Origin of the sequence: Rhizobium sp. NFR12 (genome assembly GCF_900108545.1) — a bacterium.
Lineage (GTDB): Bacteria > Pseudomonadota > Alphaproteobacteria > Rhizobiales > Rhizobiaceae > Neorhizobium > Neorhizobium soli.
Genome location: NZ_FNWM01000001.1, coordinates 1047396 through 1071964, shown reverse-complemented (window position 1 = coordinate 1071964; position 24569 = coordinate 1047396). Strand labels below are relative to the sequence as shown.

Genomic DNA, 24569 nt, shown 5'->3' with positions numbered 1-24569 from the left:
GTATGTCTCCTCCCGCCTGCGCTCAGGCATTTGCCTGAGCGGCCGCGACGCCGGCATTGGCTGTTCTGCCCTGTTTCTCCAGCACCGCTTCCGTGATCGAATTCGGAATGCGGCGTGGTGTCTCGAACAGGCCGAGCAGCGGCATGATCACGAGGAAGAAGCCGAAATAGTAGGCCGTCCCGATCTGCGACAGCACGACGAAAATGCCTTCCGCCGGCTGTGATCCGAGCCAGCCGAGCAGGATCGCGTTGACGACGAAGATCCAGTAGAACGTCTTGTACCAGGGCCGGTACACGGCCGAGCGCACCTTCGACGTATCGAGCCATGGCACGAAGAACAGGATGATGATCGCACCGAACATCACCAGCACGCCGCCGAGCTTCGAGTCGATAAACAGGAAGTTGAAGGTGATCGCGCGCAGCATCGCGTAGAATGGCAGGTAGTACCATTCGGGCACGATATGTGCCGGGGTCTTCAATGCATCGGCCGGGATGTAGTTATCAGGATGGCCGAGATAGTTCGGCATGTAGAAGATGAACCAGGCATAGACGATCAGGAACACCGAAACGCCGAGCGCATCCTTGAGCGTCGCATAAGGCGTGAACGGCACCGTATCCGTCTTCGTCTTGATCTCGACTCCGGTCGGGTTGGTCTGGCCGGTCACATGCAGTGCCCAGATGTGCAGGATGACGACGCCCGTTATCATGAACGGCAGCAGGTAATGCAGCGAGAAGAAGCGGTTGAGCGTCGGCTGGTCGACGGCAAAGCCGCCGAGCAGGAACTGCTGTATCCATTCACCCACCAGCGGGAAGGCCGAGAAGAAGCCGGTGATGACGGTGGCACCCCAGAACGACATCTGTCCCCAGGGCAGAACGTAGCCCATGAAGCCGGTCGCCATCATCAGGAGATAGATGACGACGCCGAGGATCCAAAGGATTTCGCGCGGCGCCTTGTAGGAACCGTAGTAGAGACCGCGTCCGATATGCAGGTAGACGGCGATAAAGAAGAACGACGCGCCGTTGGCGTGCATGTAGCGCAGCAGCCAACCATGGTTGACGTCGCGCATGATCTTCTCGACCGAGTCGAACGCGTCGACCGTCGATGCGGTGTAATGCATGGCCAGCACGACGCCGGTCAGGATCTGTACGATCAGCATGACCGCAAGCATGGCGCCGAACGTATAGGCGTAGTTGAGGTTTCTCGGCACCGGAAACGAGATGAAACTGTCGTGGATCAGACGCGGCAGCGGCAGCCGCTGGTCGACCCATTTTTCAATGCCGGTGGATGGCTGGTAGGACGAATGATCGCTCATGAGAATGCTCCCCTCACCCGATCCGGATCACGGTATCCGACGCAAATGCGAACGTCGGGATGGCCAGGTTTTGCGGAGCAGGTCCCTTACGGATACGGCCTGCCGTATCGTAGTGCGACCCATGACACGGACAGAACCACCCGCCGAAGTCCCCGGACTGGCCAAGCGGCACGCAACCCAGATGGGTGCAGGAGCCGATCATCACGATCCAGTTTTCCTTGCCGGCGCCGGCAGAACGATCGACGCCCGATGCTTCCGCATCGGCCGGCAGGTTGGCATTGCGTGCCACCGGATCCTTGAGCGCGGCAAGCTCAACCTTGTTGGCCTCCTCGAGTTCCTTAGGCGTCCGGTTGCGGATGAACACGGGCTTGCCCCGCCATTTGACGGTGAGCGACATACCCGGCTCAAGAGCTGCGACATTCACTTCGATCGATGCGAGCGCAAGCGTCGATGCATCAGGCCGCATCTGGTCGATGAACGGCCAGGCAACAGCCGCGACGCCCACGGCGCCGGCCATGCCGGTAGTCAAATATAGGAAATCGCGCCGCGTGGGTTCACCCGAATGGGGCTCCACGCGTGCACTATGCGTATCGTGCTCGCTCACGGTCAGTCATCCTCTCACGCTCCAGCGGATAAATCCGCATCGCTCCTCCGCGCGGCTCCCCCGACACACTCATGCCTTGGGAATCCCAGCAAATAGCGCCTCATGTGCTTGATCGCAGATAAAGTCCCAACTTGGCAAGTGCCTGCCCGCCACATTCTGGCCAGGATGCGGACCGTCCCCCTGTATTGCCGGATATGCGCCGCATTGGTTCGAACTGCCCCACCCCGGGACGCGCGGGCGTGGCGAAGCGGCCACAACCCCAGATCGCCTGCCCTTCCTTGCCCCCGGCCGGGCCTGTTGCGTTGCCAGTGGCGGAACGGCATGCTAGGCGGCAGAAAGCTTCATGGCAGCCGGCTCGGAAATCCTGAATGAGAAAGACGTTATCGGTCGCCATCTGCGTCATCGTGTCGCTGGTCCTTCTCGCGATCTTGACACGCTATCTGCGGCCTCACTGGATCCTCGCAACGCTCCACAGCCTGCAATTTCATGCGGCCGCGACCTGCGTCGTCGCCATGGCGGTCGCGCTTCTCATCCACCGCAACCTCGCAAGCTATGCCCTGCTTCTGGTCGCGCTACTTTTGACCGCGCACCCTCTGTGGATGGCGCGCGAAATTGCGGCGGAGGTCACGCCTGCCGATCAGAGCGCACCGACCTTCCGACTGATGTCCTTCAACATCCTCTCCGAAAACTACGAAAATGCCGAGGGCATCACCCGCGCCATCCTGTCATCGGGCGCCGATGTGGTGAACATCATGGAAGGCGAATCGCTTTACGAACATCTGAAGCAGATCGCCACGGTCTATCCCTACCGCGTCGGCTGCGGCGTGCTCATGGAAGAGTGCGACCAGATGATGTTTTCAAAAACCCCGATCGAAAACGCTTCGGTTCGAAGCCTGAGCAATATCTTCGACAATCGCTTTATCATGGGCGAGGTCACGGTTTCCGGGCGCAAGGTCCATGTCGTCGGCATCCATACGACGAAGCCGTATTTCGACAACTTCCACACGATGGAACTCATGAATGCAGCGCTCGCCATCAGCGCCACCGATGGCCCACTGGTTCTGTCAGGCGATTTCAACGCCTCAAGCCTGCCACCCAACATGCGGATGTTTTTGAACTCGACGGGGCTGAAGACCGCCGCCTTCGAGCCGCCCACCTGGCCAGTCCGGGCGCGGATGCTGGGTCTGGCGATCGACCACGTCTATGTGCGTGCCCCGCTCAAGATAAAGTCGCTCACCCGCATGCCGAACACCTACGGCTCCAACCACGCCGGGCTGATCGCCGACATCGCGATCACCGGACCTTGACCACGTCGCCTTCGTCTTCGATCCCCAGAAACCCGCCAGACTGGCGCGACCAGAGGTCCGCGTAGAGACCGCCCGCCGCAATCAGCTCGTTATGGGTGCCCTGCTCGATGATGGCGCCCTTGTCCATCACGATCAGCCGGTCGAGCGTCGCGATCGTCGAAAGCCGGTGCGCGATGGCGAGCACAGTCTTGCCCTGCATCAGCCGCTCCAGATTGGACTGGATCGCGGCTTCCACTTCCGAATCGAGCGCCGATGTTGCCTCGTCCAGCACCAGGATTGGCGCGTCCTTCAGCATCACCCGGGCAATCGCCACCCGCTGTCGCTGTCCGCCCGACAGTTTCACGCCGCGCTCGCCCACATGCGCATCGAAGCCGCGCCGGCCGCGCTGGTCGGTCAGCGTCTGGATAAACCCGTCTGCCTCGGCCTTCTTGGCCGCATCGAGAAGCTGTGCGTCGGTCGCATCGGGTCTCCCGAACAGGATGTTGTCGCGAAGCGAGCGATGCAGCAGCGACGTATCCTGCGTCACCATGCCGAGATTGGCACGCAGCGACTCCTGGCTCACCGTCGCAATGTCCTGCCCGTCGATCAGGATGCGCCCGCCCTCCAGATCGTAGAACCGCAGCAGCAGGTTGACGAGCGTCGACTTGCCCGCACCGGATCGTCCGACGATCCCGATCTTCTCGCCGGCCCGGATGGACAGCGACAGGTTGTCGATCACGCCCTCGCCCTTGCCGTAGTGAAACCGGATGTTCTCAAACCGGATCTCCGGCTGCGCCACCTTAAGCTCCCTCGCATCGGACACGTCCACCAGCCCGATCGGCTTGGAGATCAGCTCGGCCGCATTCTGGACGGTGCCGAAATTCCGCATGATGCCGTTGAACTGGGTCATCAGACGGCCAAGCAGAAAGTTCAACCGCAGCACCAGCGCCAAGGTGAAGGCGACCGCGCCGGAGCTGATCAGCCCGGACAGCCACAGATGGATCGACAGCGCCGCCATGCTACTGATCATGATGCCCGACAGCAGCGCCATCGACGCCCGGACGCCGGTGATGAAACGGGTAAAGTGGATGAGCGTGGTCTGATAGGTCTCAAATCCCTGCCGCATGTAGCGGTCATTGGCCTCGTCGCGCCCGAACAGTTTCAGCGTCTGAATATTGCTGTAGGCATCCACCATGCGGCCGTTCAGCATGGAGGCAGCCTCCGCCGTCTCGCGCGAGTGATAGCGGATACGCGGCACGAAGTAGCGGGCCAGAAACCCGAACACCAGCACCCAGACGCAGACGAGGACGCCGAGCCGCAGGTCGAGCCCGCCGACCAGGACCAGCATGGAGACGGAATAGATCGTGACGAACCAGACGCTTTCCATCAGCGAGGTGACGAGATCGCCAGCCGCCTGTCCGCCAGACCAAACCTTGGTGACGATCCGGCCGGAAAAGTCGTTCTGGAAAAACGACAGCGATTGGCGCGCCACATGCATGTAGGACTGCCAGCGCATCAGGTTGTAGAACCCGGGCGTAATGATCTGCTGGTCGATCAGCGCGGTCGACATCGTCACCAGGAAACGCACGACACCGATCAGCACAAGCATGCCCAACAGTTCGCCGCCATGCTGGTCGAGTAGCACCGTCCAGCCGTCACCCGGCTTGATCGTCGACAGGATATCCACGAGCCGCCCGACGAACCAGAACAGCGCCGCCTCGATCGCCGCCGTCAGTCCGCCGAGAATAAGCATCCCGAAGAACGGCGCCTTGGCCTGCGAGATGTAGAACCAGATAAAGGCGAACACGTCTTCGGGCGGACGCAGATCGTCCTTGCGCGCAAACGGCTGAACATAATTTTCGAAGGCGCGGAAGAGACGAATGATCATGCCGCAGGATATAGGCGGATTTCGAAAGGGGCAAAGGCTGGGATGCGGCTGTCGCCGGATAATTCCGCAATCGCCCCCTTTTCATAAGGCGGGCTTCAAAACGAAAACGGCCGCCGAAGCAGCCGTTTCCAGAACTCATCATTTTGGCAGAGGATCAGAACTCCGACCATTCCTGCTTGGCCGCAGCCTGACCTCCGCCGAATGCCGAGGCAATCCGGTTGCCCATTGCACGCACGGGTGACTGTGCCGGTCGCGATGCAGGCGTGGCCGAGCGGACGGCACTGCGTCCCTCTTCCAGCTTGAACTGTGCCAAAAGCTCGATCAGCGATGCAGCCTGCGCGGCAAGGCTGTGGCTGGCAGCCGTCGTCTGCTCTACCATCGCCGCGTTCTGCTGGGTGCCCTGGTCCATATGATTGACCGAGGTGCTGATCTCCGACAGACCCGTCGACTGCTCACGCGAAGACACGACGATCGAGGCGACGTTGGTGTTAATCTGCTGCACTTCGGTCACGATCGATTGCAAGGCAGCCCCTGTCTGGCCGACCAGCGCAACGCCGTCACGCACCTTTTCGCCCGAAGCACCGATCAGAACCTTGATCTCGCGCGCCGCTTTCGCGGACCGCTGGGCAAGTTCGCGGACTTCCTGGGCAACGACCGCAAAGCCTTTGCCGGCCTCGCCGGCCCTGGCTGCCTCGACACCGGCGTTCAGCGCCAGAAGATTGGTCTGGAACGCAATGTCGTCGATCACGCCGATGATGTTGCCGATCTCGCCGGACGACTTTTCGATCGCTTCCATCGCAACGACGGCCTGGCGAACGATATCGCCGGACTTTTCGGCACCGTCGCGGGTGTGCTCGACGAGCTTGCCGGCTTCTCCGGCACGGGCTGCCGAATCCTTGACGGCCGTCGTTACCTCCTCGAGCGCCGCAGCGGTCTCTTCGACCGATGCCGCCTGCTGCTCGGTACGCTTCGACAGATCGTCTGCGGCTGAGCGTATCTCGTTGGCACCGGCATCGATCATCCGGGCATTGTCACCGACCGACCGAAGGACAGTCTGCAGATTGTCCATCGAGGCGTTGAAGTTGACGCGCAGCTGATCGAGCTGTCCGGCGAACGGCTGTCCGATGCGGAAGGTCATATCGCCGTGCGAGAGGGAGTTCAGACCGTTGGCAAGACTATCGACGGCAAACGAAACCTCGGCCGCCTCATGCGCCTTCTGCTCCTCGCGAGCAATCCGCTCGCTCTCGCTCATCGAACGGTTGGCTTCGGTTTCCCGCTCCAGGCGCTCGCGCTCCAGGGCGTTGTTGCGGAACACGGAGACGGCTGCTGCCATCTCGCCGATTTCATCCTTCCGCCCGGCGTAAGGGATCGCAACCTGCGCATTGCCGGAGGCAAGCGTGTTCATCGAACCGGTAATGTCAGCAATCGGGCGCGCAACGCGGAAGTAGGACAAAAGCCCTGCAGCAAGCGCGAGAAGTGTTGCGAAGACGACGACGACAATCGTCGAGATCGCTGCAAACCGTGCGGCGCTATCGGCGACCTTGCCGTATTCGAGGCTGTGCAGCCGGTTGTCGTTGATCATGTCCAGCATCACATCGCCGGCCTCGCCGCCTTTGGGCACCATCTGCGCGATGACGGCCTTGGCCTCATAGACGCGCGAGGCCCCCAGCAGGCTGACGAACTGAGCTCCCAGCTTGTCGTAATCGGCAACGATCGCCTCGAGCTTTTCGATCTTGTCCTTGGTCACATCGAGGCTGGCCGTGTCGGCGAATGTCTTGAAAGCCTCGGCACGCTCTTGCGTCTTGGCGCGGATCTGATCGAGCCACTGCTTCTGGTCAGCGGCATTGCTGGCCGAAAGCGCCATCAAATAAAGACGCCGGATATCGGACAGGATCCTGTCCATATTGGAGGTCATCACCGAGCGTTCCATGCGACGGCTGATATTGGACGTCTGAGCATCGAGCTGGTTGACGGAGCGCATGGCGAGTGCGCCCTGAAGGATCACCAGAAGAACGGTGATGCCGAAGAGAGCGGGCAGAAGAAACTTGATCTTTATCTTGCTGAACATCTGGGACCGGAGCCGAAATGAGAGGGAGTTTAATCCCTCGAGACTTGACAGCTTTAGATAAAGAAAAACTTACTGCGTCTCGGCCATAAAAAAATATTAGCGTCGTCGCAAATACCTGACATTGTTGAATGTTTCGCTGGCCGCGGCGTCGTTCCCTAGGGAGCCGCCGAGAGCGTGAGCGACCATCCCGGGGTGGCTCGGAACATGCGCAACAAGTTATGAATCGTTGGCGTCGCGCCCTCCCGCCGATCGGAAGCGTCCAGCGCCCATCGGACGCGTGACGACCGTTGTCGGCCGCCGGTTTCCCCGGCGACCGTGAGCCTCTTCCGTCAACGGTTTACTCGGCAGCTTGGCCCTCGTCCTCATGCCCGATGAAGCCGCCGGACTGACGGTTCCAGAGGTCCGCATAGATGCCGCCCTGATCCGCCAGTTCGCGATGCGTGCCGGTCTCGACGATGGCGCCCCGGTCGAGCACGATCACCCGGTCCATCTCCGTGAGTGTCGACAGCCGATGCGCGATGGCGATGACCGTCTTGCCCTGCATCAGGGCAAACAGGTTTTCCTGGATTGCCGCTTCGACTTCCGAATCCAGCGCCGAGGTCGCCTCGTCCAGCACCAGGATCGGCGCATCTTTCAGGAACACGCGGGCGATCGCGATCCGCTGACGCTGGCCACCCGAAAGCTTTACGCCCCGTTCGCCCACATGCGCGTCGAGCCCCTTGCGCCCCTGAAGATCGACAAGGCTTTCCACGAAGTCCCAGGCATTGGCCCGCTTGGTCGCCTCGATGATCTCGGCATCGGTCGCGTCCGGCCGGCCATAGGCGATATTGTCGCGGATCGAGCGATGCAGCAGCGATGTGTCCTGTGTCACCACGCCGACCAAGGACCGCAAACTGTCCTGCGTCACACCGGCAATGTCCTGCCCGTCGATGGTGATCCGCCCGCTTTCCAGATCGTAGAACCGCAGGAGCAGGTTCATCAGAGTCGTCTTGCCGGCACCGGAGCGCCCGACCAGGCCAACCTTCTCGCCGGCCTTGATATCCAGCGTCAGCCCGTCGATGACGCCCGCTGCCTTGCCGTAATGGAAGCGCACGTCGTCGTAGACGATATGGCCTTTCGCCGCCGAAAGCTTCGACGCATCCTCGACATCGGTGACGTCGTGCGGCTTGGTCATCATCGACATGCCGTCATAGACCGTGCCGATATTCTCAAACAGCGCCGAGACTTCCCACATGATCCACTGCGACATGCCGTTGATGCGCATTGCAAGGCCGATCGCGATGGCGATGGCGCCGATCGAGATCGCGCTGTCCAGCCAGAACCAGATCGACAGCGTCGCGACGGCAAACAGGGCTGCACAGTTGTAGAAATAGACCAGCACCTGGAACGCGGTCACCTTGCGCATCTGCCCATGCACGGTCTTCAGGAACACGTCCATCGCATCCTTGGCGTAGTCTTCCTCACGGCCGGAATGTGAAAACAGCTTCACCGTCGCGATGTTGGTGTAGCTGTCGACGACACGCCCGGTCATCATCGAGCGCGCATCCGCCTGCGCTGCCGAGATCTTCCGGAGCTTGGGAACGTAGTAGGCGACGGTTGCCGAATAAAAGGCGATCCAGACCACCAACGGCACCGCCAGACGGATATCCGCGACCGCAACCACCGCCACCATCGAGATGAAGTAGGTTGCCACATAGACGAAGACGTCGAGCACCTTCATCACCACTTCGCGGATCGCGAGCGACGTCTGCATGACCTTGGTCGAGACGCGACCCGCAAACTCGTTGGCAAAGAATGTCATCGAGTGGTTGAGCAGGAACCGGTGCATCTGCCAGCGGGCGATCATCGGAAAATTGCCCATCAGGATCTGGTGCATGATGAGAGAATTGAGGCCGGCGACGAGCGGCAGCCCGACCAGCACCATCAGTGCCATGGCAACCAGCGTCATTCCCTCGTTCGCAAGGAACGTCGAACGCTCGGCATGCGTCAGCCAGTCGACGATATTGCCCAGAAACTGGAACAGCATCACTTCGCCGAGCGCGATGAACATCGTGCAGACCGACATGATCAGCACCCAGGGCCAGACAGGCTTGGTATAGTGCCAGAGGAAGGCGATAAGGCCGGCAGGCGGCAGGCCTGGGGTCTCCTCGGGATAAGGGTGAACCCGCCGTTCGAACCAGGAAAACATTGATAGCTCCGTCAATCGGACCCGCTTCACGCAACGCAAACGCGCCGACGGCGAACCGGTCAGTTATGTTGTGAGCGCTGCCGCATATCGGCCGTGCAAAATACAAAGGTGAAAAGACTGCGTGAAACCGCGGACGCCTAAGCCTGTCGGACAAATACCGGGGGGCGGAGGCGCATAGGCACGGTCATATCCATGTAGGCCTCCATAGGCTGGCGTTAAAGATCGATGCCCTTTTACCCGTTCATTGCCATTTTGAAAAGTCCCAAATCTGCGGCAATCCAATCGAAACCGCCCTCAAACGCTTGAGCTCACAGGCCGGCTCGGCTTAAGGAAAACCATGACAAAGCTGCGCATCGCCCTCTACCAGCCTGACATTCCCGGCAATACCGGCACGATCCTGAGGCTCGCCGCCTGCCTCGGCCTCGGCGTCGATATCATCGAACCGGCGGGCTTCGATATTTCCGATCGCAACCTGAAACGCTCAGGCATGGATTACCTGGCAAACGTCGAACTCACCCGCCACGTCAACTGGCAGCAGTTCGACGACTGGCGGAGATCCGAAAACCGGCGGCTGGTCCTCGCCTCCACAAAGGCCGCCCAACCCTACGTGGACTTCCAGTTTCAGCCCGGCGACATCCTGCTGTTCGGCCGCGAGAGCGCCGGCGTTCCGGACCTCGTCCACGAAACGGCGGATGCCCGCATACTGATCCCGATGCGCGAAGGACAGCGCTCCATCAACGTCGCCATGTCGGCCGCAATGATATCAGGAGAGGCGCTGAGACAGACGGGTTTCGCCTCATAAACGGCACGCGCATTTCGCGTCTTTTACACGCCTGAGTTTATTCTATGATGTTGCACGACTGCACTCCATAGAGTACATATTATGTACAAAATTCTATCCACGTCCGTATTCGATACCTGGATCGACGACCTCGTGGACAGACGTGCCGCGACGCGAATTTTGGCCCGCATTGGCAGAGCGAAGGAAGGAAATCTCGGCGATATCAAGCCCGTCGGTGAGGGCATAAGCGAGATGCGAATTCACCACGGCCCAGGCTACCGCGTGTATTTCGTGCGGCGCGATCGCACCATTTTGCTCCTGCTGTGTGGGGGCGACAAGGATAGTCAGGCGAGAGACATCGCTGAGGCCAGAAAATTGGCTGCGTTTTGGAAAGGATAGTTCGATGCCTCTGGAGACTCGTCCATTCGATATTTCCGAACACCTGAACTCTGAGGAAGACTGTCTCGAATTCATGGTCGCAGCCTTCGAGGAAGGCGATCCGGCCTTCATTGCGAAATGCCTTGGCACGGTTGCCAAGGCCCGCAACATGAGCAAGCTTGCCCGCAAGACAGGCATGAGCCGCGCGGCGCTCTACAAGGCCTTGAGTGGCGAAGGCAACCCGGAATTTACCACCATCCTGAAGGTGATGAAGGCATTGGGTCTCGAACTCACGCCGGTCATGGTGAAAGAGCAAGCCATCGAAGACGCTGCCTGATCCGCGTTCCCGCGGCAGCGCGGAAACGCGTAAAAAACTGTAGCGAACAGTGATTTGCACATCGCTGCAATCGGCCTATATTCGTTAGCCGGCAATTCATTATCGCACTTCATTCGATAGGAACCGTCCCCGGGCGAAGACAATCCGATATGCAATCCACCATCGTCATCATCAATCTTTTCGGCGCCGTGGCCCTGCTTCTGTTTGGCCTTGCGCAGGTCAAGGATGGCGTCACCCGCGCCTTCGGGACACGCCTCAAGACGGGTCTAGCCCGCGGCACCAGCAGCAGCCTGCGCTCCTTCGTCTCCGGCCTTGTCGCCACGATCGCCTTGCAAAGTTCGACCGCGACCGCACTGACGCTCGCCTCGTTTGCCGAACGCGGCATGGTGCGTCCACGCATGGCGCAGATCGTGCTCCTCGGCGCCAATGTCGGCACCGCCGTTACCGCCTGGCTGGTCGCGACCGGCATCGAGTGGCTGTCGCCCCTTCTCATCCTCATCGGTCTGGTCATGCTTCGCGGTGCATCGCCAGCCCGCAAAGGCGGCGGCACGGCCATGATAGGCGTCGGCCTGATGCTGCTGTCGCTGCATCTGCTTGGGCTCGCCACCGAACCGATGCGCCAGTCGCCGGCACTCGCAGCCTTTATCGGCCTGCTCGATGACGCGTGGCCGGTGGCGCTGATCCTGTCGGCGGTTCTGGCTTTCGTCTCGTCGTCCAGCCTCGCGGTCGTGGTGCTGATCCTCTCGCTCGCCTCGACCGGAAATGTCTCCGCCGGCCTGGTAATCGTGCTGATCCTCGGCGCCAATCTCGGTGGCGCCATTCCACCCGTCGTCGCCACTCTTTCTGCGCCGGCTGCGGCAAGACGCATCACGCTCGACAACCTTGTCACCCGCGGCATCGGTTGCGCGATCGCGTTGCCGCTCGCGGGCCCTGTCGCCGATGCCGTTCAAGCCCTGCCGCTGTCGCCGGAAAAGCTCCCGGTCGATGCACACCTCGCCTTCAACATCCTGCTGGCGCTGGTCGTATTCCCGTTCTCAGCCCAAGTCTCCCGCCTTGCAGCTCGCCTCGTCCCTGATGATCCGCAGCGAGACGACGGCCCCCGCTTCCTCGATCAGGACGCGCTCGACAACCCTGTGATGGCGCTCGCCAACGCGACGCGCGAAGTGCTCGGCGTCGGCGACACCATCGAGCGCATGCTGATCCGCACCGAAAATGCCTTCAAACGTAACGATATCGCACCACTTGCAGACATCGCCGGGCTCGAGTCACGGGTCGATCACCTTCATCAGGATGTGAAGCTCTACCTGTCGGAACTGGGCCGCACCGGTCTCGATGCGGAGAACGCCCGCCGCTCCATCGCCATCATCGATTACGCGATCAACCTCGAACATATCGGCGACATCATCGAAAAAGGCATCGCCGAACAGGTCCGCAAGAAGATCGCGCACGGCCTCAAGTTCTCGGACGACGGCTTCGATGAATTGCAGGTGCTGCTCAGCCTGACCGTCGACAACCTGAGAACCGCCCAGACGATCTTCCAGACCGGCGATCTGGCGCTGGCGCGGCAGTTGATGGAAATCAAGGTGGAAGTCCGCCGGCTCGAAAAGCGGTCCGCCGAAAAGCATCTGGAGCGGTTGCGCGACGGACGACTGGAAAGCCTGCAGACCAGCTCGCTGCATCTCGACATGCTACGTGACCTCAAACGCATCAATGCGCACATCGTGTCGGTTGCGCATCCGATCCTCGATGACAGCGGCGCACTGATCGAAAGCCGCCTTCGCCTCGCCGAACCCGGCGCCTGAGGGACTTCCTTAGTCCGCCGTCGGAAGTCTCCGCATGGTGAACTCGATGCGGTCGCCCTCCAGCTGGCGCCAGCTTTCCACTTCGGTCCAGTAGGCAGCCTTCGGAAATTCGTCGAACCATTGCCGCGCTTTTTCGCGGGCATCCTCGCGGGTCATCAGAAATGTCTCGCGCACGAACATACTGCCCGGTCCGCCGGCCTGTTCCTGCCGGTGGCGGTGAATTCTGCGCTTCAGCCCGTCGAGTGGCGGGGGTGTGAATTTCGCCATCAAACCCTCTTAGCGGCACCTGGTGATATCAAGATAATATGGTCTCACACGCATTGCGAGTCTGTTTTCCTGGCTTAAAACGGGCGGCCTCACGCGCTTGGGAATGGCCGGCGCAAGTCTGAGATGCTAAGTGCCGCCGGCGAGGATACGGAATCAGATCAAAGGCATAGCGGAAAAGGAAAAGACCATGGAACGGCCGGCATTGCCCAAGGAACTGCCCGAAAATCTCGAAGAGAAGAAGGCAGCCGCGCGAGCCTGGTTCGAGAGCCTCCGCGACACGATCTGTGCTTCCTTCGAGGCTTTGGAAGACGAGCTGACCGGCCCGCTCTCCGATCAGCCGCCCGGCCGCTTTACCCGGAAGAACTGGCTTCGCAACGAGGGCGAAGGCGGCGGCGGCACGATGTCGATGATGGAAGGCCGCGTCTTCGAGAAGGTCGGCGTCCACACGTCCACCGTCCACGGCGAGTTTTCCGAAGAATTCCGCAAGCAGATCCCCGGCGCCGACGAAGACCCCGCATTCTGGGCGTCGGGCATTTCGCTCATTGCCCATCCGGTCAATCCCAATGTGCCGGCAGTGCACATGAACACCCGCATGGTCGTCACCACCAGCCAGTGGTTCGGTGGCGGCGCCGACCTGACGCCGGTCCTCGACATCCGCCGCAGCCAGGAAGACCCCGATACCCAGCTTTTCCACCGGGTCATGGAAATCACATGTAATCGGCACGCGGTCGCCGATTACCCCCGCTACAAGGCATGGTGCGAAGACTATTTCTTCCTGAAGCACCGCAACGAGCCCCGCGGCGTCGGCGGCATCTTTTTCGACTGGCTCCATTCGGACGCGGAAAAAGGCGGCTGGGATGCCGATTTCGCCTTCACGCAGGATGTCGGCCGCGCCTTCAACCTCCTCTACCCGAAGATCGTCCGCGGCAATTTCAACCGGCCCTGGACCGAAGAGAACCGCGACGAGCAACTGATCCGTCGCGGCCGCTACGTGGAGTTCAACCTTCTCTACGACCGCGGTACAATTTTCGGCCTGAAGACTGGCGGCAATGTGGAATCGATCTTGTCCTCGATGCCACCGGCAGTCCGCTGGCCCTGATCATTTTGGCACGCCCAGGCAGTCTGCTCTCAAGAAATTGATGACTGTAAGGCCACTGGTAGTTGTCATCTGCGAAAAATTCGATGTTCGAATCGGTGTGTTCGGTGCTAGCGTGCGGTCTGGTTGCACGGGAGAACAGCCATGACCCCATCAAACAGCCTGACAAAACCAAGTCCATACCCCGTTTCGAAGTTGATGAAGACGCCCGAATTGGTCGAGCGTCTGGCCGTCGAAATGCGAGCCAGAAGCGGTGGCGAACTGCCCCACGCTTTCTGTGTCGAGCAAGTGAAGCGGCAGCTTGCCGGTAAGTCGGCGGAATCCGGCGCGGCCAATGCCGCTCACATGATGATTCCCGCGGAGCGGGCATCCGTATTCCACTCCTGGGCGATCTCCGAATAGGAGGATTGATCAGGAGCTCTGCTTCACGATCTCGTCCAGCCGGGCGGCCAGTGCTGCCCGGTCGGGGTTGAAGTTACGCTCAACCCAGAAGTCCTCGATCTGCTTCAGGATCTCACCGACCCTCTTGCCGGCAGGCACACCTGCCGAGAGAACGTCGGCGCCCGCGATCGGAAAGACCGGCTTCGCGTAGCCCTCGGCCCGCTTCAGAAGAACCGACAGCCTTGCCGACTTGCGCATCGCCATTGGATCGCCCTCGGCCGCTGCTCTGGCCGACGACAGCGCCAGCTTGACGCGTGCAACCATGCCGGCCGCGCCATTTCGGTAGAGCAGACGATCGAAGCCGACATCCGTCACCTCGTCGGGAATGGCGGGTGCGGACGCCCAGACGGCCAGCTTCGCCGCATCGGCATTCGAAAACCGCAGCCGCTTTGCCATCGCCGTAAGCCGTTCCGCATCGGGCGGCACGATCGCCGCAAGCCGCAGCAGCGGATCCGGCGTCCACCCGAGCGCTGCTTCTGCGGCCACCAGCGGATGAATGCCGTCGATGCCCCATTTTTCGGTTTCCGGCAGGATTTCCGTCAGCACGCCAGCCTGCCGCATCCATAAGAGTGCGCGAGACGGATCGGGGGCGGCCAGCAGTTTCTTAGTCTCGCCCCAGACCCGCTCGCCAGACAGCGTCGAAAGCCTGTCCTTGGCGCGTGCCGATGCCCGCAATCCGTCCGCATCCGGCCGGCCGGATCCGTAATAGGCGAAAAACCGGAAGAACCGGAGAATGCGCAGATGATCCTCGGCAATCCGCTGCGAAGCGTCGCCGATGAAACGGATCGTCCGGCTCTCGATGTCGGGCAGACCTCCGACCAGATCGACCACGGCGCCCGATGCATCCGCGTAAAGTGCATTGATGGTGAGGTCGCGCCGTTCCGCGTCAGCCTGCCAGTCGGTGCCGAACGAAACCTTGGCATGGCGTCCGTCCGTCTCGATATCGCGCCGAAGCGTCGTCACCTCGAACGGCGTGCCGTCGATCACCAGCGTCACCGTCCCATGCTCGATCCCGGTCGGCACGGCCTTCATGCCGGCAGCTTCTGCCCGCTCCACCACATCCTGCGGCAGAAGCGTCGTCGCCACGTCGATATCGGCGACGGCGAGCCCCATCAGCGCGTTGCGCACCGCGCCACCCGCCACCCGCGCCTCGCCGCCATCGGCGTTCAGAAGCGCTAGAAGCCGCTGCAGAGCGGCATCGTTGAACCATGCCTCACCGGCAACCGAGGGGGTAGCAATGGAGGTCATGCGTATAGCCTTTCATACAACGTGCGTAAAATTCCGGCGGTAATGCCCCAGATTTCCCGGTCCTCATAGGGCATGACGTAGAAGTGCCGGGTCGCGCCATTCCAGTCGCGGGTGCCGCGCTGGTGGTTCGCCTCGTCCATCAGAAAGGACAGCGGCACTTCGAAAGCCGCGTCCACCTCGTCCGGATTGAGCGTCAGCTCGAAACCGCGGCTCACAACGGCCAGCACCGGCGTGATGCGAAATCCGGTCGCCGCATAATAGTCGGGAAGCCTGGCCAGCGGCTCGACGAAGCGTCGGTCAAGACCGATCTCCTCCTCCGCCTCGCGCAACGCCGCCACCTCAGGCGATCCGTCTTCGGGATCGATCGCACCGCCCGGAAACGCGATCTGTCCGGAATGCTTGCGCAGCTTGACCGTCCGCTGAGTGAGGATCACCTTGGCGCCATCGGCATCGTCGATGACAGGCACCAGCACCGCAGCATCCTTCAGCTTGGATTGAACGGTCGCGTTCACCCAGGCCGGGTTAAGCACATGATCGCCGTGATCGCGCCAGGCATCCTCGATCGGTCCGCCCCTCTGGGAAAGCGCGCGTTGGCGAAACTCACCAGCGGAATAAAAACCGAGACCACTCATCGGGACAACACTTCAAGCTCTGCCGCCGGCATCACCGGGAACACCGCATCGCCGGAGCGGACTGCGAACATCGCGACGCCATCGATCTCGATCGTCTCGCCAAGCGCCACGAGATCATACATCACCGCTCGCGAAACCAGCGCCTCGAGCCGCCCGCGGACATGCAGGTAAGGCTTCAGCTCCTGCCCCTCGCCTGCGATCGCAAACCGGATCGGATGCTCGCTGCCAGCCTCAATCACATCGCCGACACCGGTGCGAAACGTCAGCACCTGCTGGCCGTCTCGTAGGCTCGTTTGCATCTCCACCGCCACGAACGGCGCATCGACGACCCGGATCGCGACCTTTTCCACAGGCGTAACAAGATAAGTTCGGCCGTCCTCGTCCTTGCGCAAGACCGTCGAAAACAGCCGGACCAGCGGCGCCCGGCCGATCGGCGTGCCCAGATAGAACCATGTTCCGTCAGCACGAATTTCCATATCGAGATCGCCGCAGAACGGCGGGTTCCACCGCTCGACCGGCGGCAGGCCGGGCATTTCGCCCCTCGGGCCACCGCTCGCCTGCTCCGACGCATGGGAAATCATCGCCGCGAGACCAGCGGCATCGGCCGCCTTATTAATTGGTTCTACTGCCATTTTTCAGTCCCGGTTCGACCTTAAGCATCAGCCAAGGTGAATGTTCTCACGAGATAGTCATTCATCGCGTGCTTGTCAGCCTTATTTGGCGGAATAAGTTTCAACGTCTAAGGTGGCCGCTGCGATGCAGCGATTCACGGTCGGACGGATAGGTTCGGCGAAGCCTGCTGGATCTGGATACCAATCAAGGGTGATGGTGAACGACATGGGCATGATGAATTCTACGCAAACAGTCCTCGACGAGAAAGCCATCATCGCCTCGGCCGAAAAGGCACTTGCCGATATCGCCGCCATCCGCGAGGAAGTCGCCAAGGTCATCTTCGGCCAGGAGCGTGTCGTCGAAAACACCATGCTCGCGGTCCTCTCGGGCGGTCATGCGCTGCTGGTCGGTGTTCCCGGCCTCGCCAAGACCAAACTCGTCTCGACGCTCGGCACCGTCCTCGGGCTGGATTCCAACCGCATCCAGTTCACCCCCGACCTGATGCCGTCGGATATTCTGGGCTCGGAAGTGATGGATACGGATGAGACCGGACGCCGCTCCTTCCGCTTCGTCAAGGGACCCGTCTTCGGACAGCTGCTGATGGCCGACGAAATCAACCGCGCCTCGCCCCGCACCCAGTCTGCGCTGCTGCAGGCCATGCAGGAATATCACATCACCGTCGCCGGCCAGCGCTATGACCTGCCCGCACCCTTCCACGTCCTTGCCACCCAGAACCCGCTGGAACAGGAAGGCACCTATCCGCTTCCCGAAGCACAGCTCGACCGTTTCCTCCTGCAGGTGGACGTCCTCTATCCGGAGCTTGCCGCCGAGCGCCAGATCCTGCTCGACACGACCGGCAGCGCCGAAGCCAAGGCACGCAGCGTGATCGACGCGACGCGGCTGAAGGATATCCAGGCGCTGATCCGCCAGATGCCCGTCTCCGACAAGGTGGTCGATGCGATCCTGTCGCTCGTCCGCTCGGCCCGCCCGGGCCACGGCAACGCTTCGACCGACAAGCATGTCGCCTGGGGTCCCGGCCCCCGTGCCGGCCAGTCGCTGATGTTGACGGCCCGCGCCCGTGCGCTTTACGAAGGCCGCCTCGCTCCTTCGCTCGACGATATCCACGCGCTTGCCGAACCGGTCCTGCAGCACCGCATGGCGCTGACATTTGCCGCCCGCGCCGAAGGCATGTCGGTGCGCGATGTCATTGCCGGCCTGGTCAAACAGGCCCGCGGCTGAAGATCGCCGGTTCAGGCTAGAAAGGAACCTCCGTGGCATCCATCGGCCAGATCGTCGATCAAACCGCCAGCAGCGATGTCCTCCATCGTGCCCAGCAGCGCGCCATGCTGGTGCCCGACTGCATGGTCGAGGCCAAGCGCATCGCCAATACGGTGATTGCCGGCTGGCACGGCCGCCGCAAGCGCGGCATGGGCGAAAACTTCTGGCAGTTCCGGCCCTATGCGGAGGGCGAAAGCCTGTCGCGAATCGACTGGCGCCGCTCCGCCCGCGACGACCATACCTATGTCCGCGACCGCGAATGGGAAGCCGCCCACACGATCTGGCTCTGGGCCGACATGTCGCCGTCGATGATGTACAAGTCGACATTCGGATCCGTATCGAAAGAAAGCCGCGCGCTGGTCATCATGCTGGCGCTCGCAGAAATCCTTGCCCGCTCCGGCGAACGGATAGGATGCCCCGGCATCATGGAACCCGTCTCTGCCCGCAACGCCGCCGAACGGCTGGCGACCGCCATCATGCACGCACCGCAGGCGACTGGTCTGCCGGATACGGGCATGATCCGCGGCCAGAGCGATATCGTCCTGATCGGCGATTTCCTCGATGATGCCGACAAGGTCATGGACCGCATCACGCCACTCGGACGCCGCGGCCTGCGCGGCCATGTGATCGAGGTTGCGGATCCCGCCGAAGAAACCTTCCCCTATACCGGCCGCACCGAATTCACCGATCCCGAAACCGGCGAAAAGCTCGTCTCCGGCCGCGCCGAAAACATCCGCGAGGACTATCAGCGCGCCTATCTCGCCCGCCGCGATGCGCTCGGCGAGGGCCTGCGCCGTCTCGGCTGGAGTTTCGTTTTTCATCGCACCGATCGTCTCGCTTCCGAAGCGCTCGTCGCCGTCCACGGCTACCTCTCCGGCATGCCGGCGCCTCGACGTGTTGAAACCGGACGTATGGAGGAGAGGTCATGAGCGCGCTCGCCTTCGCCTATCCCGCCATCCTGTTCGGCCTGATTGCCCTGCCCGCCATCTGGTGGCTGCTGCGGCTAACCCCGCCGCGGCCGAAGTCGGAAGTCTTCCCGCCGCTCCGCATTCTCGCAAGTGTGCTGAAGCGCGAGGAAACGCCGTCCCAGAGCCCGTGGTGGCTGACGCTCCTTCGGATGCTTCTCGCCGCAGCAATCATTCTCGCTATCGCCGATCCGGTCATCAACCCGCGCACGAGTTCGCTCAACACCGATGGCCCGCTGGCGCTCGTCATCGACAACGGCTGGGCAACATCGACCGACTGGGAACGCCGCGTTGAGACCGCCAATCTCCTGATCGACGATGCCGAAAGCGCTGACCTCCCGGTCGCGATCGCCTTCACGGCCGATCAGAGCCAGGAAGCAACGCCCGGCAGTGCCGCCGCAGCGCGCGACAAGCTTGCCGCCGCAAGCCCGCGGCCGCTCGTGCCCGACCGCACGCGTGCCGTCACCGCACTACGGGAAGCCCTCAACGGCACCCGCCCCGGCACGCTGGCGCTGGTCTCCGACGGCATCGCCGCCACGACCGATGCCGAAACGATGACCGCCCTTGCCGGCCTCTCGGCAGGCGACATGCGCGTCCTCGAAGGCGATGGACAATCGGCCGTCGCGATCACCGGTGCCACCAACAATTCGACCGCGATGAATGTCAGCGCCACCCGCCTTTCCACGGCTGGCACCCAGCAGTTCACCGTCAACGCGCTTGATCCGCAAGGTCGCTCGCTCGCCGCTGGTACTCTGGAATTTGCCGACGGCGCCAACACGGCAACAACGGAAATCTCCGCGCCGTTCGAACTGCGCAACGATTTCGCCCGCCTCTCCGTCGAAGGCATCGCAACCGCCGGTGCCGCCCACCTTCTCGACGACGGGTTCCGCCGTCGCCGCGTGGCGCTGATCGCCGGCGAAAGCGGCAGCGATTTCCAGCCGTTGCTGCAGCCGCTCTACTATATCAGCCGGGCGCTCCAGCCCTATGCCGATGTGATCCAGCCCAACACCGCCGATCTCTCGGTGTCGATCCCGCAGATCCTCGAAGACAATCCCTCGGCGATCATCATGGCCGATGTCGGCCGCCTGCCGCCGGAAATCTCCCAGCCGCTGCAGCGCTGGATTTCCCGTGGCGGTACGCTCGTCCGCTTCGCCGGACCGCGGCTTGCCGCAGCACCGGCCGACGATCCGCTGGTGCCGGTCACCCTGCGCCAGGGCGAACGTGCGCTCGGCGGCGCCATGTCCTGGTCGGAGCCGCAGGCACTCGCCGATTTCCCGAATTTCGGCCCCTTCGCCGGCCTGCCGCGCGCAGCGGATATCACCGTGACCCGCCAGGTTCTCGCCGAACCGACGCCGGACCTTGCCGAGCGCACCTGGGCAAGCCTTGCCGATGGCACGCCGCTGGTCACCGAAAAGGAAGTCGAAGCCGGCCGCATCGTGCTGTTCCATACCAGCGCGGAAGCAACCTGGTCCAACCTGCCGCTGTCAGGCAATTTCGTCGAAATGCTGCGCCGGCTGGTGCAGATGGCCCGCGTGGGTGGTGCTGCCGGTGGCAGCGCGTCCGGTGCACCGGGTACCGAAGGCGCTGCCGCAGCCTTGCCTCCCTACCGCCTTCTCACCGCCGACGGCGTGATGACGACCGAGACCGGCGCTGCCCGCCCAATCACCATCCCGGCCAACGCCCGGCCTGTCGCAAGCTTCGATCATCCTCCGGGCCTCTACGGCACCGAAGACGGCTACTCCGCCGTCAATCTTCTGGCCCCGGCGACCGTTCTCGCCCCCTTCGATCCCTCGGTCGGCGGAACGCAGGTCGCGCGCGAGCAACTGGCTGGCGGCGAGGCTCTCTCCCTGCGTCCGACCCTGTTTGCTCTCGCCTTCGCGCTCCTCGTCCTCGATAGCCTGGTGATGCTCTTCATGAACGGTGCCTTTTCCCGCCGCCCCGGGCGTTCCAAGCCGACGTCGACCCGAGCCTCCGGTACAGCCGCCTCCCTGATCCTCGGCTTCGCGCTGGCTTTGGCGCTGTTCAACCCGAACCCCTCGCTCGCCCAGCAGCCACCAGCGCCACCCGCTGCCGCGGCACAACCACAGTCGGCCCAACCGCAGCCGTTTCGCGAGATGCAGCCCGGCGAAGGCGTAAAGCCTGGCGACGACCAGATCCTCGACCGCCTCGACACGACCCACCTCGCCTATGTCCAGACCGGCGAAAGCGATGTCGACAGCATTTCCGAGCGCGGCCTCGACGGTCTTACCCAGTATATGAGCTACCGCACGACGCTGGAACCCGGCGCCCCTGTCGGCCTCGACATCGCCAAGGACGATCTGTCTTTCTACCCGATCATCTACTGGCCGATTTCCGCGACAGCGCCGATGCCGTCGCAGGCCTCGATCTCACGCATCGACGCCTATATGCGCAACGGCGGCACTGTTCTGTTCGACACCCGCGACCAGGTCTCAGCACTCGACGGCAGCTCCAGCCCCAACGGCCTGCGGCTGCAGGAAATTCTCGCCAGCATCGATATTCCGCCGCTCGAGCCGACACCGGAAAACCACGTCCTCACCCGCACTTTCTATCTGCTGAAGGATTTTCCCGGTCGCTATCGCGGCGGCCCGCTCTGGGTCGAAGCCCGCCAGGACGCGCGAAACTCCACCTCGCAGCTCTCCTCGGGCGGCGACGGCGTGACGCCGCTTCTGATCACCGGCAACGATTTTGCCGGCGCCTGGGCGGTCGATCAACAGGGTAACTCCATGCTCCCGACCGTGCCACCAGATGACATGCAGCGCGAATACGCCTACCGCGCCGGCGTCAACATCATGATGTACATGCTGACCGGCAACTACAAAGCCGATCAGGTCCACGTGCCCGCACTCCTCGAACGGCTGGGGCAGTAACCGATGACCATCGAATTCGCCCCCTTCTTTTCCTGGCCTATCCTCGCTGCCCTCGGCGCTCTGGCCCTTGTCCTTGCCGTCACCGCGCTACTGCGCGGCGTCCGTGGCGCCACCCTTCGCACGCTGGCGCTTGCCGCCCTCTTGATGGCGCTTGCCAACCCGACGCTCAACCAGGAAGACCGGGAGCAGCTCTCCACCATCGTTCCGATCGTCGTTGACCGCTCCCAGAGCCAGGAGACTGCCGGCCGCGAACAGCAGACCGATCAGGCTCTGGCGGAACTGCGCGACCGCTTCTCCCGCTATCCCCGCATCGAGACGCGCATCGTCGAGGCCGGAGACGATGTAGACAGCGACACACCCTCGACGAAGCTGTTCACCGCTCTGCGCTCCGCGATGTCGGACGTGCCGCCGGCCCGCGTCGGCGGTGCCGTGTTTCTCACAGACGGCCAGATCCATGATCTCCCCGGCATCAACCAGGATCTCGGCTTCAATGCACCCGTCCACGGGCTGATCACCGGCCAGCCGAACGAATTCGATCGCCGCATCGAAGTGCTGCGCGCGCCCCGCTTCGGCATTGTCGGCGAAGAGCAGGAACTGACGCTGCGCGTGTTCGACGACGGTCGCCAGGGCGGCGGCCCCGCCGAAGTCATCGTGCGCATGAACGGCCAGCAGATCGCAACGCTGCAGGCAACGCCCGGCGTCACCACCCCGTTCTCGTTCAACGTCCAGCGCGGCGGCAACAATGTCATGGAATTCTCGGTCGCCGAGCTCCCCGGAGAAGTGACCACCGCCAACAACCGCGCCGTCCATGTCATCGATGGCATCCGCCAGAACCTGCGCGTGCTGCTGGTCTCCGGCGAACCGCATGCCGGCGAGCGGGCCTGGCGTAACCTTCTGAAATCCGACGCCTCCGTCGACCTCGTGCATTTCACCATCCTGCGTCCGCCGGAAAAGCAGGACGGCACGCCGATCAACGAGTTGTCGCTGATCGCCTTTCCCACCCGCGAGCTGTTCGTCGAGAAGATCAAGGATTTCGATCTGATCATCTTTGATCGCTACAAGCATCGCGGCGTGCTGCCGATCCTCTATTACGACTACATCTCCCAGTATGTGCAAAACGGCGGCGCGCTTTTGATCGCGGCAGGCCCGGAACATGCCGGCGAGGATTCGATTGCCGCGACGCCGCTCGAACAGGTCCTGCCGGCCGCACCCACAGGCGAAGTCCACAATGCCGGCTTCTTCCCGCATCTGTCGGAAGTCGGCACCAAGCACCCGGTCACCCGCGGCCTTGAAGGCTCTAACCAGACGCCGCCCGCCTGGGGTCGCTGGTTCCGCACCATCGATGTCGATCCGCCGCAGGGTCAGACGGTGATGGAAGGTGATGGCGATCGCCCTCTCCTCGTCCTCAACCGTCAGGGCGAAGGCCGCGTTGCCATGCTCCTGTCGGATCAGGGCTGGCTCTGGGCCCGTGGCTTCGAAGGCGGCGGCCCGCATGTGGCGCTCTATCGCCGCATCGCTCACTGGCTGATGAAGGAACCCGAACTCGAGGAAGAGGCGCTGACCGCCCGCTCCGTCGGCCGCACGCTCGCCGCCACCCGCCAGACGATCGGCGACGACCCCGGCCCCGCAACGATCCGCTATCCGTCCGGCCGCACCGAAACCGTCCAGATGACGCCCGCCGGCCCCGGCGAATACCGCTATGAAAGCCGCATGGATGAAACCGGCCTGTTCGAGGTGAGAAACGGCGACTTCCAGACCCTTGTTCATGTCGGCGCGGTCGACTCGCCCGAGTTCAAGGCAATGATCTCCACCGAGGCAACCTTGCGGCCCTATGCCGACAAGACCCGCGGCCTCGTGACCCGCGTCGCCTCGGGCGACGGCATCACCATCCCCGACATCCTGCCGGTCCGCGGCGAAGTTCGTGTCAGTGATCCCAACCGCGTGGTTATCCGCATGACCGACGAGACGGTGCTGCGCGGCATCAACACGCTGCCACTGTTTGCCGGCTTTGCCGGCCTGTCTGTGCTGTTGTTCGCCATGGCGGCAATGTGGTGGCGCGAGGGTCGCTGATGGCGCACGAGCTTTATCTCACCGACGCGCCGAGCCCAGACGATCTAGCAATCGTCAGCGGCGGCCTCACCGCCTTCAACGAAGGCGAAGTCGGCCCCTCCGACAGGAAACTGCTCGCCGTGCTGATCCGCGACGAGAGCGGCACAGTCATCGGCGGTCTGTCGGGTTACACGTCCTGGGGCTGGCTCTTCACGCAATTGCTGTTCATTCCGGAAACCCTGCGCGGCAAGGGCATGGCAGCAAAGCTTCTGACCGAGGCCGAAAATGAAGCCCGCACCCGCGGCTGCAAGGGCGCCTGGATCGATACGTTCAACCCACTCGCCCTCAAAGCCTACAAGAGCCACGGCTACCAAGTGTTTGGCGAGATTCCAAACTTCGTCGAAACCAGAACCCGCACCTTCCTTCAAAAAGCGCTTTAGTCTATCCAT

General features: G+C 62.4%; 21 protein-coding genes. 12 read left to right on the top strand and 9 right to left on the bottom strand.

What is annotated here, in order from left to right; genetic code table 11:
• Window positions 1-22 precede the first annotated feature (22 nt).
• Window positions 23-1312 carry a cytochrome b gene (locus BLW69_RS05160; RefSeq protein ID WP_062455743.1) on the bottom strand — a complete coding sequence of 430 codons (1290 nt, stop codon included), beginning with the start codon at window positions 1310-1312 and terminating at the stop codon, window positions 23-25.
• A 13-nt stretch (window positions 1313-1325) separates the two neighbouring features.
• Window positions 1326-1916, bottom strand: coding sequence for a ubiquinol-cytochrome c reductase iron-sulfur subunit (gene petA / locus BLW69_RS05155; protein ID WP_062582935.1), 591 nt, complete (start codon window positions 1914-1916; stop codon window positions 1326-1328).
• A 368-nt stretch (window positions 1917-2284) separates the two neighbouring features.
• Here petA and BLW69_RS05150 point away from each other — a divergent pair, with 368 nt between their 5' ends.
• On the top strand, window positions 2285-3223 hold the full coding sequence (locus BLW69_RS05150; RefSeq protein WP_092660355.1) for an endonuclease/exonuclease/phosphatase family protein: 939 nt from the start codon (window positions 2285-2287) through the stop codon (window positions 3221-3223).
• Here BLW69_RS05150 and BLW69_RS05145 read toward each other — a convergent pair.
• From BLW69_RS05145 to BLW69_RS05135, 3 genes are all read right to left on the bottom strand, one after another.
• Window positions 3210-5090 (bottom strand): ABC transporter ATP-binding protein, encoded by a 1881-nt coding sequence (locus BLW69_RS05145; RefSeq protein WP_092660353.1) that lies wholly within the window; start codon window positions 5088-5090, stop codon window positions 3210-3212. The two genes, BLW69_RS05150 and BLW69_RS05145, sit on opposite strands and share 14 nt — an antisense overlap.
• A gap of 154 nt (window positions 5091-5244) precedes the next feature.
• Entirely contained in the window at window positions 5245-7158 is a 1914-nt protein-coding gene (locus BLW69_RS05140; RefSeq protein WP_092660351.1) for a HAMP domain-containing methyl-accepting chemotaxis protein, read from the bottom strand.
• 337 nt (window positions 7159-7495) lie between these two features.
• On the bottom strand, window positions 7496-9346 hold the full coding sequence (locus BLW69_RS05135) for an ABC transporter ATP-binding protein (protein ID WP_092660349.1): 1851 nt from the start codon (window positions 9344-9346) through the stop codon (window positions 7496-7498).
• Window positions 9347-9683: 337 nt separating this feature from the next.
• Between BLW69_RS05135 and BLW69_RS05130 the strand changes: the two genes are divergently transcribed.
• The 4 genes from BLW69_RS05130 to BLW69_RS05115 all read left to right on the top strand — a co-directional run bounded on the left by BLW69_RS05130 (window position 9684) and on the right by BLW69_RS05115 (window position 12644).
• On the top strand, window positions 9684-10148 hold the full coding sequence (locus BLW69_RS05130) for a tRNA (cytidine(34)-2'-O)-methyltransferase (protein ID WP_092660347.1): 465 nt from the start codon (window positions 9684-9686) through the stop codon (window positions 10146-10148).
• An 81-nt stretch (window positions 10149-10229) separates the two neighbouring features.
• Window positions 10230-10526, top strand: a complete 297-nt coding sequence (locus BLW69_RS05125) for a type II toxin-antitoxin system RelE/ParE family toxin (RefSeq protein WP_092660345.1) — start codon at window positions 10230-10232, stop codon at window positions 10524-10526.
• Window positions 10527-10530: 4 nt separating this feature from the next.
• The gene (locus BLW69_RS05120; protein WP_092660343.1) at window positions 10531-10842 is read left to right on the top strand and encodes an addiction module antidote protein; all 312 of its coding nucleotides are present in this window, start codon (window positions 10531-10533) and stop codon (window positions 10840-10842) included.
• 149 nt (window positions 10843-10991) lie between these two features.
• The gene (locus BLW69_RS05115) at window positions 10992-12644 is read left to right on the top strand and encodes a Na/Pi cotransporter family protein (RefSeq protein WP_092660341.1); all 1653 of its coding nucleotides are present in this window, start codon (window positions 10992-10994) and stop codon (window positions 12642-12644) included.
• A 9-nt stretch (window positions 12645-12653) separates the two neighbouring features.
• On the opposite strand, the gene BLW69_RS05110 is transcribed toward BLW69_RS05115, so the two are convergent.
• Window positions 12654-12911, bottom strand: coding sequence for a hypothetical protein (locus tag BLW69_RS05110; RefSeq protein WP_062455715.1), 258 nt, complete (start codon window positions 12909-12911; stop codon window positions 12654-12656).
• Between the two features lie 187 nt (window positions 12912-13098).
• Here BLW69_RS05110 and hemF point away from each other — a divergent pair, with 187 nt between their 5' ends.
• Together hemF and BLW69_RS05100 are read left to right on the top strand one after the other, a co-directional pair.
• Window positions 13099-14010: an oxygen-dependent coproporphyrinogen oxidase gene (gene hemF, locus BLW69_RS05105; RefSeq protein ID WP_062455712.1), complete on the top strand. Its 912-nt coding sequence runs from the start codon at window positions 13099-13101 to the stop codon at window positions 14008-14010.
• 141 nt (window positions 14011-14151) lie between these two features.
• Window positions 14152-14409 (top strand): hypothetical protein, encoded by a 258-nt coding sequence (locus tag BLW69_RS05100; protein WP_092660339.1) that lies wholly within the window; start codon window positions 14152-14154, stop codon window positions 14407-14409.
• 9 nt (window positions 14410-14418) lie between these two features.
• On the opposite strand, the gene BLW69_RS05095 is transcribed toward BLW69_RS05100, so the two are convergent.
• The 3 genes from BLW69_RS05095 to BLW69_RS05085 are packed head-to-tail and all read right to left on the bottom strand — an operon-like array spanning window position 14419 to window position 16960.
• The gene (locus BLW69_RS05095; RefSeq protein WP_092660337.1) at window positions 14419-15696 is read right to left on the bottom strand and encodes a CCA tRNA nucleotidyltransferase; all 1278 of its coding nucleotides are present in this window, start codon (window positions 15694-15696) and stop codon (window positions 14419-14421) included.
• Window positions 15693-16328, bottom strand: a complete 636-nt coding sequence (locus tag BLW69_RS05090) for a CoA pyrophosphatase (RefSeq protein WP_092660335.1) — start codon at window positions 16326-16328, stop codon at window positions 15693-15695. Before BLW69_RS05090 ends, BLW69_RS05095 begins: the two co-directional genes overlap by 4 nt.
• Window positions 16325-16960 carry a DUF1285 domain-containing protein gene (locus BLW69_RS05085; protein WP_092660333.1) on the bottom strand — a complete coding sequence of 212 codons (636 nt, stop codon included), beginning with the start codon at window positions 16958-16960 and terminating at the stop codon, window positions 16325-16327. The genes BLW69_RS05090 and BLW69_RS05085 overlap by 4 nt, the downstream gene beginning before the upstream one ends.
• Before the next feature lie 205 nt (window positions 16961-17165).
• On the opposite strand from BLW69_RS05085, the gene BLW69_RS05080 reads away from it, so the two are divergent.
• Genes BLW69_RS05080 through BLW69_RS05060 form a run of 5 tightly spaced genes read left to right on the top strand, consistent with a single transcriptional unit; the run spans window position 17166 to window position 24560 of the window.
• Window positions 17166-18179, top strand: a complete 1014-nt coding sequence (locus tag BLW69_RS05080) for an AAA family ATPase (protein WP_062457917.1) — start codon at window positions 17166-17168, stop codon at window positions 18177-18179.
• A gap of 32 nt (window positions 18180-18211) precedes the next feature.
• Complete coding sequence (locus BLW69_RS05075; protein WP_092660331.1) at window positions 18212-19147, top strand: DUF58 domain-containing protein; 936 nt, start codon at window positions 18212-18214, stop codon at window positions 19145-19147.
• On the top strand, window positions 19144-22071 hold the full coding sequence (locus tag BLW69_RS05070) for a DUF4159 domain-containing protein (protein ID WP_092660329.1): 2928 nt from the start codon (window positions 19144-19146) through the stop codon (window positions 22069-22071). Before BLW69_RS05075 ends, BLW69_RS05070 begins: the two co-directional genes overlap by 4 nt.
• 3 nt (window positions 22072-22074) lie before the next feature.
• Window positions 22075-24141, top strand: a complete 2067-nt coding sequence (locus BLW69_RS05065; RefSeq protein WP_092660327.1) for a hypothetical protein — start codon at window positions 22075-22077, stop codon at window positions 24139-24141.
• Complete coding sequence (locus tag BLW69_RS05060; protein WP_092660324.1) at window positions 24141-24560, top strand: GNAT family N-acetyltransferase; 420 nt, start codon at window positions 24141-24143, stop codon at window positions 24558-24560. The genes BLW69_RS05065 and BLW69_RS05060 overlap by 1 nt, the downstream gene beginning before the upstream one ends.
• Window positions 24561-24569: the final 9 nt, after the last annotated feature.